We start from the raw sequence: 16,522 nt of genomic DNA, 5'->3' as shown, positions 1-16,522 counted from the left end.
ATCATAATGCTCGTCGCGGTGACGAGCATTATTGGCTACTCATGGTCATCAAAATCGAACGGAATACCGCTATCTTCTGCTCAACACGCAGAAGCTAAGCCGCGTGTTTCTACGACAACTGATGACGATAATTTCACACCAACTGCAACCACCAGTTCGGGAAATGCAGCATCGCAGAACAAACAACCCGAAGCAGAATCATCGGGCGGAGAAACGCATGTTGAAAACTTAAGCGAACTTGAAGGTAAAGCTCTATTCGATGAACTCGATGGGTTTTGGGCGCTTTGCCAACAACGCGATGACTGCACTGAGCAACTCGCACGATTGAAATCAGAGTTGCCGAGTATATGGTTTGAGTTACTGGGCGACTATCCGCAGCTATCAGTCGACTGGCAATTAGCCCAAAGTACCATCCCACTTGAATCCATAGAGACTCTTGAAGATCGTGTTGCCTTATTCAAGCAGTCTGCACAGCAAGTATGGGGAGAGTTGGCCCACCAGCTATTCGCAGACCAGTTTGCGCATCTAGATTTTACGCTCGACGCCAACCCCCTTGAAGAGAACGAAGCGAGCCAGTTTTTGGCCAATTATCAAGATTTGCTTAGTGAATGGCAAAACAATACGGGCACGTTAAACGCCGAAACACAGCTTCAAAAATATGAACTGGCAGTCTCTTTGATACCCAGCAGCTATAGCCCTGCTGAAGTTGCATCAGTCAAAGCCGACCTCCAAGGTGCCTACTTAGATGAAGCGCAGGCCAGCAACATTACCGCAAGAGAACAGCAAGTCGCGCAACAGCAACAAACCGTGATGAGTTATCACGAGCAACTGGATCAGCTCAAAGCGACCTTAGACTCTCAGCGAAGCTCAAGTTATGCCACTTGGACTCAACACGATTGGGGCAGTTACTATCAACAGCAAATATCCGACTTCAGGGAGCAGTTTTTTAGCAAGTAACGCTTTAACTTAAACCGTCACGAAACTGAGCGGGCGTTTTATTGAGCCAACCTTTAAACGCCCTTCTGAAATTTGCCGGGTCGCTATAACCGAGCCTTTCACCGATGTCATCGATACTCATGGTTGTGCCGAGTAACAGCTCTTTGGCCAGTTCCACTCTAACTTCGGTAAGCAATATTTGATAACTGGAATCATGGGTCACTAGCTCTCTCCTGAGTGTACGAGAGCTACAACCAAACTCATCCGCGAGTTGTTCAATATTCGGGAAACTGCCTGCGGTTTGATAAAAGATCGTTTTGATTTGGTTAGTCAGCAGATGCTCAGAGTCCAGCGTTTCCACTATCGACTGGCAAGACGCGAGATAGCGCTTCAGTGTCGCGGCATCATGAGTCAATAAGGTTTGTGATAAAACCGAGGCATCAAAACGCAGTTCACAATGGTTTTGCTCAAAAATCACCGGGCACTGGAAGCGGTTGTCATAAAGCTTGGTGTAATTGGGACGAGCGTAAGGCAAAGCCAAAGTATGAATATCCAACTCATGACCAGTCAGTTCTTTGAACAAAGAGACGATTGAATACTCTCCACCAAAAAAAACGTAAAGAGCTAACGTACGATAAAGATAGGGATTCCAGTTGGAATCCTTTTTTTTGCTTTACAAATATAAAAAAAGCACATATGGTGTAATTATGTGTAACTGATAACGAGCTTTGTAATGATTGGTTTAAGTGAAAGTATTCAAGTTAGGATATACAAAGATATAAATAACGCTTCTTTTCCCGTAGTTGTTCGGGGGAGTGGTCTACCTTGCTGCTTGCACCTTAACGCTTATCTCAATGGCAATCATAAGTCCCCATTTTCAAAGGGGAAATCAAAACAGTTACCATCATTCTACACTCGAAAGAAATATGCTTATGAGTTGAAGTTTTTGTACTGCTTCTTCATGCAAAAGAACATTGACCTTGTCGAGCGTGTAGCAAGTGGCTCTTTTCTATCTATCGAGGAAATAGACGGTTATATTCGTGCTTGTAAATTCTATGTGGACACTGAGGATGAGAGCGAAAGCGGCACTGTAGTTAGCCTTACCGATAAAAGAATTAGGGATGCAATCCATGCGACATCCAACAGTCAACCAGAAGTATCAGCGCATACTTTTCATCAACGCCTCAACCGTCTTAAAGCCTACATTGAATTTTTATATGTGTGCCATCACTACGATAAAGCTGAGACTGAACAGCAAATCTCCACGGATGACCAATTTAATAAATTCAAACTCTACATCAGTACAGCAATTTCTAGCTCCCGAAAAGACAATACCATCACAAAAGATCCCCTTGAATCGGTCATTCCATCCGATAAATTTTTTAATTTATTAGAGGTTATTCAAGAACGTTCTTCAAACAACCCCTTCAAGTCGAGCAAGCTTCGAAATCAAATTATCACCCAGATATTGATTGATACAGGTGTTCGTGTTGGGGCTGTCTTGAAATTGAAAGTGAGTGATTTAGTGGACGATTGGGACAATCCTAGGTTCCTGCTCACCCGAACCCCCGATGACCCTACGGACACAAGGCGTCTTCCCGCTGCAAACAAAACAAAAGCATTATCTGTTTCAATCTCTCACGATTTAATGAAGCTGATTAAGCTCTACATCGAAACAGTGCGCAAAAGTACACCAAACTCTCATGAACATGATTTCGTTTTCATCTCAGAAAAAGGAAGAACTATCGGAAAGCCAATGTCTTACAACGCAATTCACAAAGTCATTAAGACGATTGGAGATTGTGTTGGGATAGCACTACATCCACATCTACTTCGTCATAAGTGGAATGAAATCTTTGAAAACAAAGCCAAAGCCAAAGGGTTCTCACCGGATAAAATCGAAGACCTTCGCAAATATGCGATGGGTTGGGTAGAAGATTCAAAAATGGCATCAGTCTACAACGAGTTCCAGTTAGCCATGACGGTAGCTGAAATTTCATCCAAGAACTTGAGCCAATCCGTACCCAACCTGAGAGGTAGCAAATGAACAGCGCTGAACTTAAAAGCTTAAAAAAAAGCTATGAAGGTAAACGAACTTTTCAATCAAAAGAAACGGGTTACGAGTTTGATCTCTTTTCTGATGAATGGTTGCTTGGCTACAAGAAGCTGCTTAACCTTGGCTGGATGAATGCGTTAGATAGCGAAGCCTTTCTCGACCTACGACTGGCTATCGCGCACGCTGCCAAACATTATGCTTATTCAAGCATAAATGGGTATGTCAGCACCTTAAAAACCATTTGCGATTACTTAGAGCCAACGACTTTTGAGGCGTGGTGGTTAACACTCACGGACTATAAAAAGAAAGTAAAAAATACCCTATACGCATTTAACAAACGAAGTCATGAGTACAGCAGCAATCTTCTTACTCCGCTCTATGACCTCGTTAAGAATGAGAATTTAGGCAGACAAGATGGCTCAAAAAATATCCTTGATGAAACAACGGGGGCTTACAGTGAAATCGAACGTGATAACCTTCTTGAATCACTAAGAATTGAAACCCTCCATGCACTCAGCAGTGAGATTGCAACAGCAAAGCCTTTCACTCGCCTAAGAAACGTTCTGGCTTGTCAGTTGATGGTGGCCATTGTCAGAAGACCTACGCAACTGGTTAAAATTAAATGGTGTGACCTTTTGCGTGTGGGTCAAACATTTAAGTCGCACAAAGAAAGCAACCGTGATTGGCAGCCTTTAACACAGCATCATTTTTCTGATGTAGAGCAATTGCACCTACGAACCTTCAAAGGTAAAAATGGAGCGTTTAGAGTCGATGCCGAGTCACGTTCTCATCGCCTGGAGCCAAATCTGTCTGAATTGTTGCTTCAGTATTACCAAATGTACGAAACCTTCCTCTGCGCTTCATTGAGCAAGAGCGGCGTTGTCCTCTCTGAGAGTGAAACAAAAGAGCTGATGCAACGACTTCCCTTGTTTCCAGACCAAAGCTTATTCTCGGTAGGATTTGATACCAAGGAGAGTCTCTTTCAATCCGTGAGCGATACATCAGAGGCTTTCCACCTATCTTCGGTTGCTCTTGCCCATAATATAGCTTACCTCTTCAATAAAAAATTAAGTATTAAAAGTGACCGAATAGCGCATAAGCCCCTTGCATTTAAAAACAATCGCTGGCGTCATACCCAGTTAACCCTCGCCGCTTGGATGGGGTTAAGCCCTGCGCAAGTTGCTGCCATTACAGGTGTCACGGTAGAGGCAATACAAGATTACCTTGATTTAAAAGCGCCTGAACGAGTCAAAATTGACGAAGCCTTTGCGGGTAACAGTGTCATCCAACGTTTTGATAGCGTATCTTCGAAAGAATTACAGCAACACGCTGACTTTAAAGTGAAAAGCCCATTTAATGAAGAGATGGGGCACAAGCTTAACCCAGCCAACTGCTCAAGCTGTCAATCAAAGGGAGCCGCCCCAATGGGGTGCTATCCCTGTGATAACTTTCGACCTTTGGAAACCACAAACCATCAGCAATATTTAGATAAGGCAGAGCGTAAACTGGCGATTAATAGTCAATCAGGCCACCCCGCTACGGTTAAACGACTGCAAACCATTATTCTCTATATCAAAGTGACAATTATGCTGTGCGAAGAACGAAAAACCATGAAGGTGGGAGAGTGCAAATGAGTCAGATTAACCGCTATATTGATAATCAACACACTTACATCGCCAAAAAGAAAGCGCAGCCTCTGATTGGATTTACCAACGCTCAAGGTGAGCCTGCATCATGGGAGGATATTGCTGTCACGTTTACCGACAGTGACGACAGAACCCAGAATATTTTGTTTTGTAATCTAAATAGAAAGATGCCAAAAGTGGGAACACACTTCACGGATGAGGATCGATTAGCACCTGAAATGTATGACTTATTATTTACCTATGCACTTGATATATTGAAAGAAAACACATCTACAGTCAATAAAACAGCAAAAATCACAGCCGCAAGAGTCTTCCTTTGCCACCTAAATGAGAATATCGCGACCGCCACCCTTGAAAGGATTCAATCTGCCATCAACCTGATGACATACAGCACTAACTTAACAGCTTTTATCAACTGGCTTCGTCAACATAAAATGCTCGCGAAAAGCTGTCAGCCCGACATCAATACTAACGCTGAAACACTTCGCTCTAAAAGTGGCGATGATGCATTGCAAGCGGAACAAAACAAGCTTCCGTCGGAAAACGCATTACTGGCGCTCGGGGCTATCTTCTATGATGTTATTCCAGCCTATCAGGATGGTGACAAGGAAGGTGCTGAGGCTTGGCAACCCCTTTTATTACCAATGCAAAAGCAGCGAGACAGCTTTAGTTGCACCATGGCAGCACTTGGCATGGCTTCACCCAATCGAATTGGCGCAGAGCAAGTGCTTTTAACAGTGCAACGCATAAAGCCTCATACACAAGTTGTCGATGGCAAGAAAAAAACGGTGCATTACCTCAACTGGCGAGGCTCGAAGGGGTACAAGGATAATGCCAACCACATTAATGCAGAAATGGTCGATAGCTTAGACAGAGCGTTGCACTACACTATTCTCGCTACAGAGCCTGCAAGAGCGCTGGCTCGGTTCTATCGAAAGCCGAACCGCCCTCTGAAAGAAGTGCTCGGTGAATTCAAGCCCAGTGATGAGAATATTGCCCTGCTTAAGCCTTCCATGAGCAAGTCAACCAACCTATTACACCTTGGTTTGCTGCTGGGCTTTTTTGACGGTAGTGACAAATGTGCTCGCGTCACGGCTGATACGAAGGGGGCAATAGATAGAACATATAAACCGCATCATCCAAAGTTCATCAAGCCCATTGCACAGCTCGAAGCCTTCGACACACTGGTGTTTAAAAGTAATTGCCCTTACTCTCAAGCCCTTACAGGATGTAATTTTACAATGCAGCGTCAATACGATAAGTACACAGCAGGCAAGCAAGAACTCACCGTGGCAGAATTTCAGAATCACACCATCGAGATGAATCAATCTCACCTAAAAGGTTACAATAAAAACCAAACTAGGTATGTCAATTTTGAGAACTCACTATTTGCCTACACACAAAAGCAGCTTGGCGGCAAAGCGGCACACCCTTTCTTTTTAGTGCCTATCAGTTCGCTAAGTGGCCTCTTTTCTAGTGACCTAATAAAAGTCAACAAAAATCGGCTTACGCTCTTTGAGCGACACGGCTTCTCATCCAACTTTTTGCTCAAGCCGCACCAACTGCGTCATTGGCAAAATGATCTTCTGGCTAAAAAAGGACTGCCTCACCACCTTATTTCTATGTTGTCAGGCCGAAAAAGCGCCGAGCAAACACTGACCTATATCCATACCACTGACGCTCAGAACGCTTCTGTCATTGGGGACATCTCTTACTCTAATGAACCAGAAAGCGAGATCGAAAATAAGCTAAAGCTTCGTATTGCGACCATGGATCAATTTAATAAGGCAATCGACAATGAAACACCGACTTTTGTCCATGAAACAGGCTTTTGCGATCAAAACCTTGCCCTCTCACCCTGTACTTATATGTCGGAGTTTGAGACGCAATGTGCGTTATGCTCATCTTCTTGTCATGTAACCCATGATAGGGAGGCAATAGACTTACTCCAAAAGGATTTGAAAGTGCAAACGCACAACTTGGAGAGGATTCAAGCGTCTATCAACTTTGAAACAAGTGAAGGGCAGCACAAGTGGTACAAAACCTATTATCGCAATACTTGCATGCTAAAAAAACTCATTGAAGTGCTGTCCGATGAGGCAATAGAAGAAGGTCGTATGGTGCGCTTGCTAGCTCGCTCAAACAGCATAAGAATCACTAACTTAGAGACCCAAACGGTGGAAGAGCAAAAGTTAGCGTTGCCTGATGCCGAGCAAGCCCTGCAAGCTGCTATTGAGGCAAAAAACGACAAAAACCAAGATGAAGCAACGGATAATTTCTTAGGCTTTCTGGACTCACTCTAGGGTAAACAATATGGCACTTAAATCACTAGAAACCGACCAACAAATTTCCATACAGGCCCTTATTCGAAGCTGGGAAGGCAAGTTAACATGGGATTTATTAGTCACAAAAGTAGAATCCAGCTTAGGTATTGCAACCACGAGGCAAACGCTCGACAAGTACGCCAATATCAAGCACGAGTACAAACAGAAAAAGCAAGCCTTAAGGGGCAAGCCTGTTTCGCCTGAAAACAAGGAATTGCTTACTTACTTGCAAAAAGACGTGGATTTAGCAGAAAAGGTGATACAGCTGGAAGCGCAACTTACGGTCGCACAGTCAGAGATTGGTAAGCTTCAGGCTTTCATTCAAAAGTTATCCAGCATAGGCAAAACTAACCCAAGTGTCATGGATGTGTTTCAAAAGACCTTACAAGACGTTGAGCGCAGCAATAAGTAGAAATAGAGCTAAACCTCGAATTACGATATAGCGAGAGATAACATGGCAAGTGGTCAGCAGAAAGCACAGCAAAACTTGGAAGCATTTGAAGTGTGGAAAGCCACACAGACGGACGATGACTTTAAGCAAATCATGTTCCGAGGTCAGCTTAATCGAAACGAGGTGGCAAAGGGCATCGGCTGTGGAAAATCGGCGTTAAACCAAAACCCTGCCCTCAAAGAAGCGCTCAAAGCCTTAGAAGATAAACTGCGCGGCAAAGGTGTCCTGCCACCGTTGAGCGACGCTGCCAACAAAAATGAGGGCAAACCTCAAGCCTACGACAACACAGCAAATCGAAAGCTGCTCGATTCAAAACGGGTGTCGTCATTAGAAGCTGAGAACATTGAATTGAAAGCCAAGGTCAAGGAGCTTGAAAAGCGACTTGAGCGCTTTGGTGAGCTATCTGAAACTTTATCCGAAATGGGGTTGATGCCACGATGAATAGCGCTTTGCATGAAGACCAAATGCGTGTCACCAGTATCCCTTATCGCTCGAACAAGATGGTGATATTCAGCGGTGTACCGCTGGCGAAAGACTCTTACAAAACTAATAGTGGGAAGTATTACGTCACTATCAAAGCCGACCCCGATAGTATCCCTGTGCTTCCAACGCTGGGTCAGCACTGGTCAGTCAAAGGCGCTCGCCAGATAAAAAATATGGAGATGGGTGATTATGTCATGCAGCAGCACACGTATGAATCACCCAAGCATGTTGAATGCATGCTGCCCGAAACTGGCGAACAACTCATTCGTTTTATCGCAAGAGAAACTGACTTTAAAGGTATTGGTGAAAGCAAAGCTAGGGCGCTCTGGCAGCTCTTAGGTAAAGACTTCCATGCCACACTGCAAAATGACATCCCAGACTCTAGAAAGCGTCTAACATCGATTCTGAGTGACGATTCAGTGGAAGCGCTCTTTAAGGGGTACGCCAAATATAAAAATCTGGCACATTGCAACTGGATGAGTGAGCAAAACATCCCCGCCAGTGTGCAGCAACGGCTGCTCAAGCATCACGGTGAAGCCTCTATAGAGGTAATTAAGGATAATCCTTATGCTTTGATGGGCTTTGGTCTTTCGTTCAGTGCCATTGAAGATATTATCAAGGCAACGGATTTTAAGAGCGATGTTGCGAAGGATGACCCAAGAAGGCTCAGCGCGGCTCTGGAAATGGCGATTCGCAAGGAGATTGAAAAAGGTCACACCTATACCACTCATGCCAATGTGCGCCCTTACCTCAACAAACTATTGAAAGACAAAACACTGGTCACTCAGTCGTTCCAATCCGGCCATGATAAAGCTCAGTATATTTTAAATCCCGACACAGGAGCCTACCACCCAACGGCGCAACTTCTGATGGAAAGTGTCGTTGCCAAACGGCTTAATGCACTGACTAAGCGAAATGACTTATTTGATGAAAACGCCAATGCTGCCTATTGCTCTGCGGCTGCGGAACTGCCCTATGACTTAACCTCCAAGCAAATCGAGGCCGCAATAACATGCCTGGACAACTCTGTAAGCTGCATTACTGGCGGTGCTGGGACTGGCAAGACAACGGTACTTAGAACGGCTCTCAGGGCTTACCGTCAACTCGGCTTTGAGATACACGCGGTTGCGCTCAGTGGTCGCGCTGCAATGAGGCTACATGAGTCAATCGGCTTTATCACTTCAACTATTGCTAAGTTACTTCGTAAGGAACCGATTGAGCCAAGTGTTGAGCAGCCGAATCATCTACTGGTGATTGATGAAGCGAGCATGATTGACTTGCCGACGATGTATCGCCTTGTGAATCACATTCATCCCTCTGTACGATTGATATTCACTGGCGACCCGGACCAACTACCACCGATCGGCTGTGGTAAGGTACTGGCAGATATCGTTAAAGCAAAAACGGTGGCTAATACGATGCTGGATATCGTCAAGAGACAGGAAGGTTCAACGGGTATCCCTGAATACTCAATGCTCATCAATCAAGGTGTGATACCTGATCAATTAAGCACGGGGACAATACACTTTCACGAAACCAGCACAACAGACATTGCCAAAGTCTGTTGTGAGCTTTACCAAGAGTCCCCTGAAAGCAGTCGTGTCATGGCTCCAACCAAGGCGCTCGTATCAGAAATTAATAAACTCACCCAACAAGCGGTCAATCCAAACAGCGATAGCCTTGAATTCGAAATCAATGGCGACAAGTTCTTTCTACCACTTAGCTTGAATGATGCGGTTTTATTCACGCAGAATCATTACGAGAAAGGCATTCAGAACGGCTCTCTTGGCACTCTAACCAGCGTCAAGCCTTCTGGTGACAGTTACGGTGAAGTAACACTGGATACGGGTGAAAAGGTCGAGGTAACACAAACCGTTCTAGACTGCATGGAGTTGGGTTATGCAATCACCTTGCACAAAGCTCAAGGATCACAGTTCCCGCGCATCATTATCGCCCTGCAAAAAGGAAGAATAGTTGATAGAGCTTGGCTCTATACTGCAATTACGAGGGCTGAAAGTGAAATTCATATTGTCGGTAGTAGCAAGGAAATGAAGCAGATTACCGAAGCACTTAGCCACTCTCATAAGAGGAACAGTTACCTGGAAAAGCTGTTGCAGTAGTATTTTGTTGCAGTAGGTATTTGTGATTACCGAGGGAGGTTGACGGTCTAAATACCGAAGGATTCTGTCGCTGCTCTATTCATAGTAGTCCACTATTGCAGATTAGTTTCTATTCGATAATTGATTCCTCGGCACGTGCCTCCCGTAACTCTCTTGTATTCAGCTTTTCTTCAAGCCAGATGTTCCTTACTGTTGAGTGACTAATCGAGATGTTAAAACGCTTTCTCATCTCACCACTTATCCTAATAGAGGTTAGGTGAGGCGATTTGAGTGTTAATGAGATGACGATATTTCGAGTCTTTTCATCGATGCGATTATTGTTGTGTGATTGACCATACAGACGTTTCAAAGCAAGTGGGCCATGGGCTTCAAGCAATTGACGGTTGTTGTGAATGCTTTTGACAGAACAACCGCTTTGTCGGGCCGCTTCTCTAACATTCCCTAACTCATTGGCAAGCTCTATAGCCTCGATCTTTTTCTGAACCTCTTCTCCGTATTCTTTCCTAGAGCTAGGCTCAGTAAGCTCTTTAATCGATAACTCTCGGTCAGCAAAGTAAGCCGTAAAACCACCATCAAGTTGCTTACGTAATTCGACTTGTTGACTCACGATAGAGTGCCGTAATGGGGAGGTGATTTGATACATTGCGTTGGCGTAACTGAAGGTATGATCTCGACGGATTTTTCGATATTCTTTTTGAATACATATCGCGTCAATGTTGAGGTACTTCGGAACGGGTGTATGCTCAGAGCGCATTAATTTGGCGTTGACTGTGAGGGTCGTTGCCCAATACTCAGGGATGAAGGTATTTTGTAGGTAGTTATTTGCACTGATCATATCAGTAACCCCAGCCAGCCTTAACTCAGGGACTAGACGATCTTGGAACGTATCAAAGGCACGTTCGATGCGACCCTTGCCTTGAGGCGAATTGGCAAAAATAATTTCTATACCCAGCTCTTCACAGGCTCGTTGCATCTGGGAGAAGTGGCAACGTTTTGGTCCACCGAAGATGCCAGCTCTATCGACATACAGAGTCTTAAAAAGACCTTTTTTCTTGATATAAGTTTTCATTACTTTGAGGCATCCTTCGGTGGTTTCTGAAGGAAAAAACTCCGCATGAACCTCACTGGTTGCATCATCAATCATGGCGATAAGACAGGATTTTTTATCACCGAACCAAAGGTGCGGACTGCCGTCCATTTGCAGCATTAAGCCTTCGGCTTCCATACGCTCACGTCGTCTTCTTACCTTAGAACGTCGATGTTTGGCTCGTTTTACATGATGGATTTCATGTGCCCAGGTACGAAGCGTCTCCCGTTTTACTTTGATACCTTCAAATACCTCTAACATATCGGCGAGATGAAGCATGTTAAAGTCGTAATACTTGGTCTTTATAAGAGCTTGAACTTGTTGCTTTAAGGTAATGGGGATTTTATTAGCGGGTGCCCTTCCTGTGTTGCCATGAACCACAAATCGGATACCATCAGAGCGATATCGCCTGAGATAACGTTCGATGGTTCTGCGAGACTTCTTGAGGAGCTTAGAGGCATTAGTAATTGAGATTTTACCGAGAGCAACTTTTGCGATGATATCCACGGTAAGCTGAGATTGAGTATCCATAACGATCATCCTATACACCCCTGACTAATTCGTAGCACTAGTCAAAGGATTACGTAAAAATAGAGACCGTCAATTTCCCTCGGTAATTAAGCGAATGACAAAGTCGCTTGGTAGTTACGATACGACAGAATCGCTTGGTGATCACATTGTTGCAGTAGGTATTTAAAACTCGTTTATGCCCCTTTATGCGTTAGTGCTTTTACTCATTCATATCTAGTTAACGTAAATTTACACTACAAAAAGTTATGCGAATTTCGCTCACTTAGAAATTATGCCCATCTTAGCCGACTAATTCCTTTGAATTGGTGATAAGGTATTGATTTGTGAACAAGTGAGTGAAAGACGGCTATTGACCGTCATAATTAGCATTATGAGGCAATTGGAGTATCGAGTATGTATAAGAATATCCCGAGTCTACCAATAGCAGAGGGGAACGCACTAGGCATTGTTTTAGATGGTTGTATTCAGCAGTACGACAAAGTTTTTGACACTGCGCCATTCAAATCATTTGCTGTGTATTCGGATTACTCAGGAAAGACTAATGGTAAATATCATATTTATAGTTTTCTCTTCACTCCCTTGGACTTTGTAGGGAACTACTATGCAGCAGTAGAAAAGTCACGCATGGTACGAGGTTTAAACCGTGGTGAGTTATCGTTCAAAAAAATGGGTCATAACCCTAAAATGCTTGCAGTAGCTCAGGACGCCTTGCGTCACTCTAATAATTTGTTGCCAGGTTTGCTTGTGAATGTAGTAGTAGATAAAAAGATAAACACGCTATTTTCAGAAGACCAAAGGGGAAGCAAAAACTACTTGAAGCAATCGCTAGAGGATGGTGGTTTTCTTCATTTACCTAAACAGAGTATTGAAACAGCGCTGCGTATTGCCCACATATTTTCTTTTTTGACGGCATCGGTGTTACCAAGCGATAAGCCGATTTTTTGGATGTCAGACAATGAGGATGATTTCTATCCCTCAGGAAATGAAAAAATCCGAAAGGACTTTCTAAAGTTGTTAGATAGGGTGTTACCACTCTATATGTCTAGTGGATACGATTTTATTAATTTCTGTACTCAAGGTGCTGTAGATGTTAAATGGCATCGTGAATTGGTTAGTCTAGTTGACCTTAGTGCTGCGGGACTGAATGATATAATGACTAGCAATGTACTAAAACAACCAATAACAGCTAAGTCAGAGGTAATCGGCAAGTGGCTTTCATTAGAGCAAGGACTTAGTTTACAAAAAATGAACCTTTATATATCTATGTCTGACAGTGGTATCCATAGTGGCAAGGTTGATATTGGGTTTAATGGTGATAAATCAGATATGGTGAAACTTGCATTATAAGAAAGCGTTAAGACAGGTTCCCAACGCATGGCGGCTTCAGTTCAAGCCTTGGGGTTAAGTCCATATAGCACAATGGCTTTGATGAAGGGCTATTTTTTCGTCTAAGTTTGTTTCAGCCTACATTGTTTGATGTTAACTTTATGAAAATGATAACAAACAATTACTACATGGAAGATAAATGTACATTCGTACAGTCGAAATTGAAAACTATCGAGCCTTCAAAAACTTCGAGATCAAATTTTCACCACTAAGCGTAATTATTGGTGAAAACGAAGCAGGTAAAACTAACCTATTCGATGCTCTTGCCTTGCCACTTAACAACAATGACATTAGCTTCAATAAGAAACGGCTCTCGGTATCGGATATCAACCGCGAAGCAATTAAAGAGTTTTACCAAGCGATCATCAACGGTAACGACGAAGATGAGATCAAGCTTCTGATTCCTAAGGTTCGAGTTGAGGTCGAGTTTACTGAGCCAAAGAACATTATTGAAGAAGGCGTTATTGGCAAGTGGATAATCGGAGAAGAAGCCGACGATAGCTACAAGATTCGTTACGACTTCAAGCCCAAAGATACAGAGCAATTTGTTAAGGCTGCCAAGGAGCTACTTGACGGTATCGGGGACATAAAAGATACACGCTGGTTCAACCTGCCAATTGAGCTGTACGATTACGACATAACACAAAGCAACAATGGGTTAAGGGTTAGCTATTCTGATTTAAGACTTATAGGCATCAACTCGATCAACGCTGAGCGTGATGACTTTGCCGAAAGTAACACTCAGAAATCAAACGACATCCTGACCAAGATGTTGATTTCAGCTCTCGAAGATTCCGACAAAGCCAAGATTAACAGCGCATACACTTCTTTTTTCGATGCAATCGAAAACACCGAGACATTCACAAAAATCGTTACACCTGATCCAGACTTCGAGAACTTCTTCGACGAGGTTGTTGATAAGCTTGAATGTATCCCGAACCTGCCTAATTTAAAAAGCATCCTATCCAACATTACTCTGAAGTCGGGTGAAAGCTATCTGTATCAGCGTGGTCTTGGATATCGTAACCTCGTGTACATCTACCTATTATTTGAGTTCTTTAGCGGCAACAAGAATGCACTCAACCTATGCTGTATCGAAGAACCTGAAGCACACCTCAGCGTCAACAACCTCCGCTTCGCAACTGACTTTATATACAAAAGCACACAAAAAGGCGGCTCGTCTCTACAAACGCTAATTAGCTCCCATAGTCCACTGGTCATCAATAAACTTGAGCTAACCAACGTGATCGTCCTATCTGGAAATAATGCGATCCACCTAATTGATAGTAAGAAACATCTTACTAACTACCTTCGTAAGCGACCAAACTTCGACATTCTAAAATTACTGCTGAGCAATAAGACCGTTCTCGTTGAAGGCACTACGGAAGAGATGCTGATTAACGCTATCCTCTATCGCAATAACGAAAATGTTAGCAGTCTTGAAGTTATATCTATTGAGCAAACGGGCTTTACAACTTTCATGGACGTTTGGCTACAAGTCAACAAAGGCAATACTAAGAAGAAGTTAAGCATAATTCGAGATTATGATGACAATGACTCAACCAAAGATAAGCATCAAAAGTATGATACTGATAACGACAATATTCGAGTAAGAACCACTACCAAATATACGCTCGAAGATGATCTTGCGGAGGCTGATGGAAACCTTGGCCGCCTGAACGCACTTTTCAAGAAGAAGTGCAAAACCTCTAGTGATATGGCTGAGTACCTGAAGAAAAGCAAAGCTGAAAGGATGCTCAGGATAGCTGACTCCATCTTAGATGAAGAGAACAAAGATCCGATCTCGTTACCCAAACACATTCAAGAAGCCTTGGATTTCATGAAATGATTGAGATTCAGATAGCTGGAGCTGGCGCAGGTAAGACTCATAGTCTGGCTGAGAAGATCATTGCGCACTACGACTCAACATCGCATAAGAAAATCTTTGCGATTACTTATACCAACAATGCCACGCAGAACATTTCTCAGGCGATTATCAGACAATTAGGATACTTGCCAGACAATATCGTAGTTTGCACAGTTCACACGTTTCTATTGAATGAGGTCATTTACCCTTACTCTCCTTTTGTTTTAAATGAAGTACACACTACCTCTTCACAATGCAAAACGTTTTCAAACTTTCCTGCTGGAAAGTCTGCTGAGAAAAAACAAAGAGAAGCCAAGAGCACCATTTCAAGGCTAAAGAAAATTGGGGTAATACATGTCGATGAAACATATTCTGCTGCATGGAGAGTTGTCGATGAAAACTATTCAAAACACAACAGCCAGAAGAAGAAATCTAAAGTTAGGAAAGTTCATAAACTCCTAAGCAGTGCGATTGACAAGATTTTCCTTGATGAAGCTCAGGATCTAGACGAAACCGCTCTTAAAGCTTTTCAAAAAATCGGCGAGAACTCTGCTGATATTTACATGGTAGGCGATCCCAAGCAAGCAATTGATTATCCGAAAGATTTCAAAGGTTGGTTAGCAAAAAACAAAGCCAACAAAAAAGTAAAAGTGCTGCCGAACATCACGACATCTCGTAGAGTTCCACAGAGGATTCTTGATCTATCAAATACCTTCTGCCCCAAAGGGCAAGAGCAGATGAGCTTGTCTGAAGTCGAAGGACGCCTCACATTCATCACTACAGAAGATGACCATTATGACACTGTACTTAGCCATCACATTGAGAGTGGGAGTTTAGTTAGCATCTTCAGAAAAGAAGGTAACTACTCAACTAAACAAGCAGGATCACTACCCGAATTTGACCCTGAGGTAGAAGAGCTACTTACAGTAAAATTCCCCGAATACGAAGAAGGGGTGGTCATATATTCATTACAGCGTTTCTTTGCATCTTTGCTGTCCAAAAATGACAACAACAGTTCCATACGTAAATTTCTTGCCAAGCTCGAAATCCCGTATGAAAAAGAGTTGTTTAAAAATCTTTGTCGAACTGCTGAGCAATATAGTTCATCCAAGGACAACTCGGCTAAGTACACAATAAGCAGCATCCAGCGCACTAAGGGCTTAGAGTCTAAGGTCTGTGTATTAGTCTTAACACCAGCGATTTTCAAATGCTTAATGCAAGATGCTGTAACCAAGTTCAACAAGACTTGGAATATAGTTTACGTTGCATTAACGAGGGCTGAGTCAGAGCTTGTTGTTGCAGTAGACATGGATTTACTTGGCAACAAATACAACCACGATGACATTGTTAAAAGCCTTGAATCTATTGGGTTTGAAGTGTTAAACCCAAATCATCCAAACCACAAAACAAAGAAAAAATTAGAGTGAACATAGTATTAACCAAAGATAATTGCCAAAAATCTGCTTTGTCCAGATTTTCCATACCTTTAGTTATTCATGAATTGCTAATTTAGGGAGGTCTCTAATACAGAATTGTCCAAAATTTAGCTAAACGACGCAACATTTCATGCAGAAAGATCTACGTAAAGATTAATTCTATCTATAATTGCTCGATTAGCGTGCCAATCAATGTCTA

At 43.0% G+C, this 16,522-nt stretch carries 11 protein-coding genes and 1 pseudogene; 10 read left to right on the top strand and 2 right to left on the bottom strand.

What is annotated here, in order from left to right:
* The first annotated feature begins 6 nt into the window (after nucleotides 1-6).
* The gene (locus tag OCU90_RS07610; RefSeq protein ID WP_061024930.1) at nucleotides 7-957 is read left to right on the top strand and encodes a hypothetical protein; all 951 of its coding nucleotides are present in this window, start codon (nucleotides 7-9) and stop codon (nucleotides 955-957) included.
* Nucleotides 958-961: 4 nt separating this feature from the next.
* Here the strand turns inward: OCU90_RS07610 and OCU90_RS07605 are convergent.
* Nucleotides 962-1,537, bottom strand: a pseudogene (locus OCU90_RS07605) (helix-turn-helix domain-containing protein); the annotation flags it as partial.
* A 132-nt stretch (nucleotides 1,538-1,669) separates the two neighbouring features.
* Between OCU90_RS07605 and OCU90_RS07600 the strand changes: the two are divergent.
* From OCU90_RS07600 to OCU90_RS07575, 6 genes are read left to right on the top strand one after another with little or no spacing between them, the layout of a single operon-like run.
* Nucleotides 1,670-2,983, top strand: a complete 1,314-nt coding sequence (locus OCU90_RS07600; protein ID WP_061026083.1) for a tyrosine-type recombinase/integrase — start codon at nucleotides 1,670-1,672, stop codon at nucleotides 2,981-2,983.
* Nucleotides 2,980-4,626: a hypothetical protein gene (locus tag OCU90_RS07595; protein WP_061026081.1), complete on the top strand. Its 1,647-nt coding sequence runs from the start codon at nucleotides 2,980-2,982 to the stop codon at nucleotides 4,624-4,626. Before OCU90_RS07600 ends, OCU90_RS07595 begins: the two co-directional genes overlap by 4 nt.
* Nucleotides 4,623-6,941 carry a hypothetical protein gene (locus OCU90_RS07590; protein ID WP_061026079.1) on the top strand — a complete coding sequence of 773 codons (2,319 nt, stop codon included), beginning with the start codon at nucleotides 4,623-4,625 and terminating at the stop codon, nucleotides 6,939-6,941. Before OCU90_RS07595 ends, OCU90_RS07590 begins: the two co-directional genes overlap by 4 nt.
* Before the next feature lie 10 nt (nucleotides 6,942-6,951).
* Complete coding sequence (locus OCU90_RS07585) at nucleotides 6,952-7,374, top strand: hypothetical protein (protein WP_061026077.1); 423 nt, start codon at nucleotides 6,952-6,954, stop codon at nucleotides 7,372-7,374.
* A 42-nt stretch (nucleotides 7,375-7,416) separates the two neighbouring features.
* On the top strand, nucleotides 7,417-7,854 hold the full coding sequence (locus OCU90_RS07580; protein ID WP_061026075.1) for a VPA1267 family protein: 438 nt from the start codon (nucleotides 7,417-7,419) through the stop codon (nucleotides 7,852-7,854).
* Nucleotides 7,851-10,016 carry an AAA family ATPase gene (locus OCU90_RS07575; RefSeq protein WP_061026072.1) on the top strand — a complete coding sequence of 722 codons (2,166 nt, stop codon included), beginning with the start codon at nucleotides 7,851-7,853 and terminating at the stop codon, nucleotides 10,014-10,016. The genes OCU90_RS07580 and OCU90_RS07575 overlap by 4 nt, the downstream gene beginning before the upstream one ends.
* Nucleotides 10,017-10,125: 109 nt before the next feature.
* Here the strand turns inward: OCU90_RS07575 and OCU90_RS07570 are convergent, their stop codons facing one another.
* Nucleotides 10,126-11,643, bottom strand: coding sequence for an ISNCY family transposase (locus OCU90_RS07570; RefSeq protein ID WP_081090036.1), 1,518 nt, complete (start codon nucleotides 11,641-11,643; stop codon nucleotides 10,126-10,128).
* Nucleotides 11,644-12,027: 384 nt separating this feature from the next.
* On the opposite strand from OCU90_RS07570, the gene OCU90_RS07565 reads away from it, so the two are divergent.
* The 3 genes from OCU90_RS07565 to OCU90_RS07555 all read left to right on the top strand — a co-directional run bounded on the left by OCU90_RS07565 (nucleotide 12,028) and on the right by OCU90_RS07555 (nucleotide 16,314).
* Nucleotides 12,028-12,981: a hypothetical protein gene (locus OCU90_RS07565; RefSeq protein WP_099426177.1), complete on the top strand. Its 954-nt coding sequence runs from the start codon at nucleotides 12,028-12,030 to the stop codon at nucleotides 12,979-12,981.
* A 178-nt stretch (nucleotides 12,982-13,159) separates the two neighbouring features.
* Entirely contained in the window at nucleotides 13,160-14,869 is a 1,710-nt protein-coding gene (locus OCU90_RS07560; RefSeq protein ID WP_061026006.1) for an ATP-dependent nuclease, read from the top strand.
* Nucleotides 14,866-16,314 carry a UvrD-helicase domain-containing protein gene (locus OCU90_RS07555; RefSeq protein ID WP_061026008.1) on the top strand — a complete coding sequence of 483 codons (1,449 nt, stop codon included), beginning with the start codon at nucleotides 14,866-14,868 and terminating at the stop codon, nucleotides 16,312-16,314. The genes OCU90_RS07560 and OCU90_RS07555 overlap by 4 nt, the downstream gene beginning before the upstream one ends.
* Nucleotides 16,315-16,522: the final 208 nt, after the last annotated feature.

Source organism: Vibrio splendidus (assembly GCF_024347615.1).
Classification (GTDB): Bacteria; Pseudomonadota; Gammaproteobacteria; order Enterobacterales; family Vibrionaceae; genus Vibrio; species Vibrio splendidus.
The sequence above is the reverse complement of the archived record's forward strand: the minus strand, read 5'-3'. Positions and strand labels throughout refer to the sequence as shown.

Excerpts from the sequence above, each read along its gene's own strand:
- OCU90_RS07610 (WP_061024930.1), top strand. The coding sequence starts at position 7 with ATGCTCGTCGCGGTGACGAGCATTATTGGCTACTCATGGTCATCAAAA.
- OCU90_RS07600 (WP_061026083.1), top strand. The coding sequence starts at position 1,670 with ATGATTGGTTTAAGTGAAAGTATTCAAGTTAGGATATACAAAGATATA.
- OCU90_RS07595 (WP_061026081.1), top strand. The coding sequence starts at position 2,980 with ATGAACAGCGCTGAACTTAAAAGCTTAAAAAAAAGCTATGAAGGTAAA.
- OCU90_RS07590 (WP_061026079.1), top strand. The coding sequence starts at position 4,623 with ATGAGTCAGATTAACCGCTATATTGATAATCAACACACTTACATCGCC.
- OCU90_RS07585 (WP_061026077.1), top strand. The coding sequence starts at position 6,952 with ATGGCACTTAAATCACTAGAAACCGACCAACAAATTTCCATACAGGCC.
- OCU90_RS07580 (WP_061026075.1), top strand. The coding sequence starts at position 7,417 with ATGGCAAGTGGTCAGCAGAAAGCACAGCAAAACTTGGAAGCATTTGAA.
- OCU90_RS07575 (WP_061026072.1), top strand. The coding sequence starts at position 7,851 with ATGAATAGCGCTTTGCATGAAGACCAAATGCGTGTCACCAGTATCCCT.
- OCU90_RS07570 (WP_081090036.1), bottom strand. The coding sequence starts at position 11,643 with ATGATCGTTATGGATACTCAATCTCAGCTTACCGTGGATATCATCGCA.
- OCU90_RS07565 (WP_099426177.1), top strand. The coding sequence starts at position 12,028 with ATGTATAAGAATATCCCGAGTCTACCAATAGCAGAGGGGAACGCACTA.
- OCU90_RS07560 (WP_061026006.1), top strand. The coding sequence starts at position 13,160 with ATGTACATTCGTACAGTCGAAATTGAAAACTATCGAGCCTTCAAAAAC.
- OCU90_RS07555 (WP_061026008.1), top strand. The coding sequence starts at position 14,866 with ATGATTGAGATTCAGATAGCTGGAGCTGGCGCAGGTAAGACTCATAGT.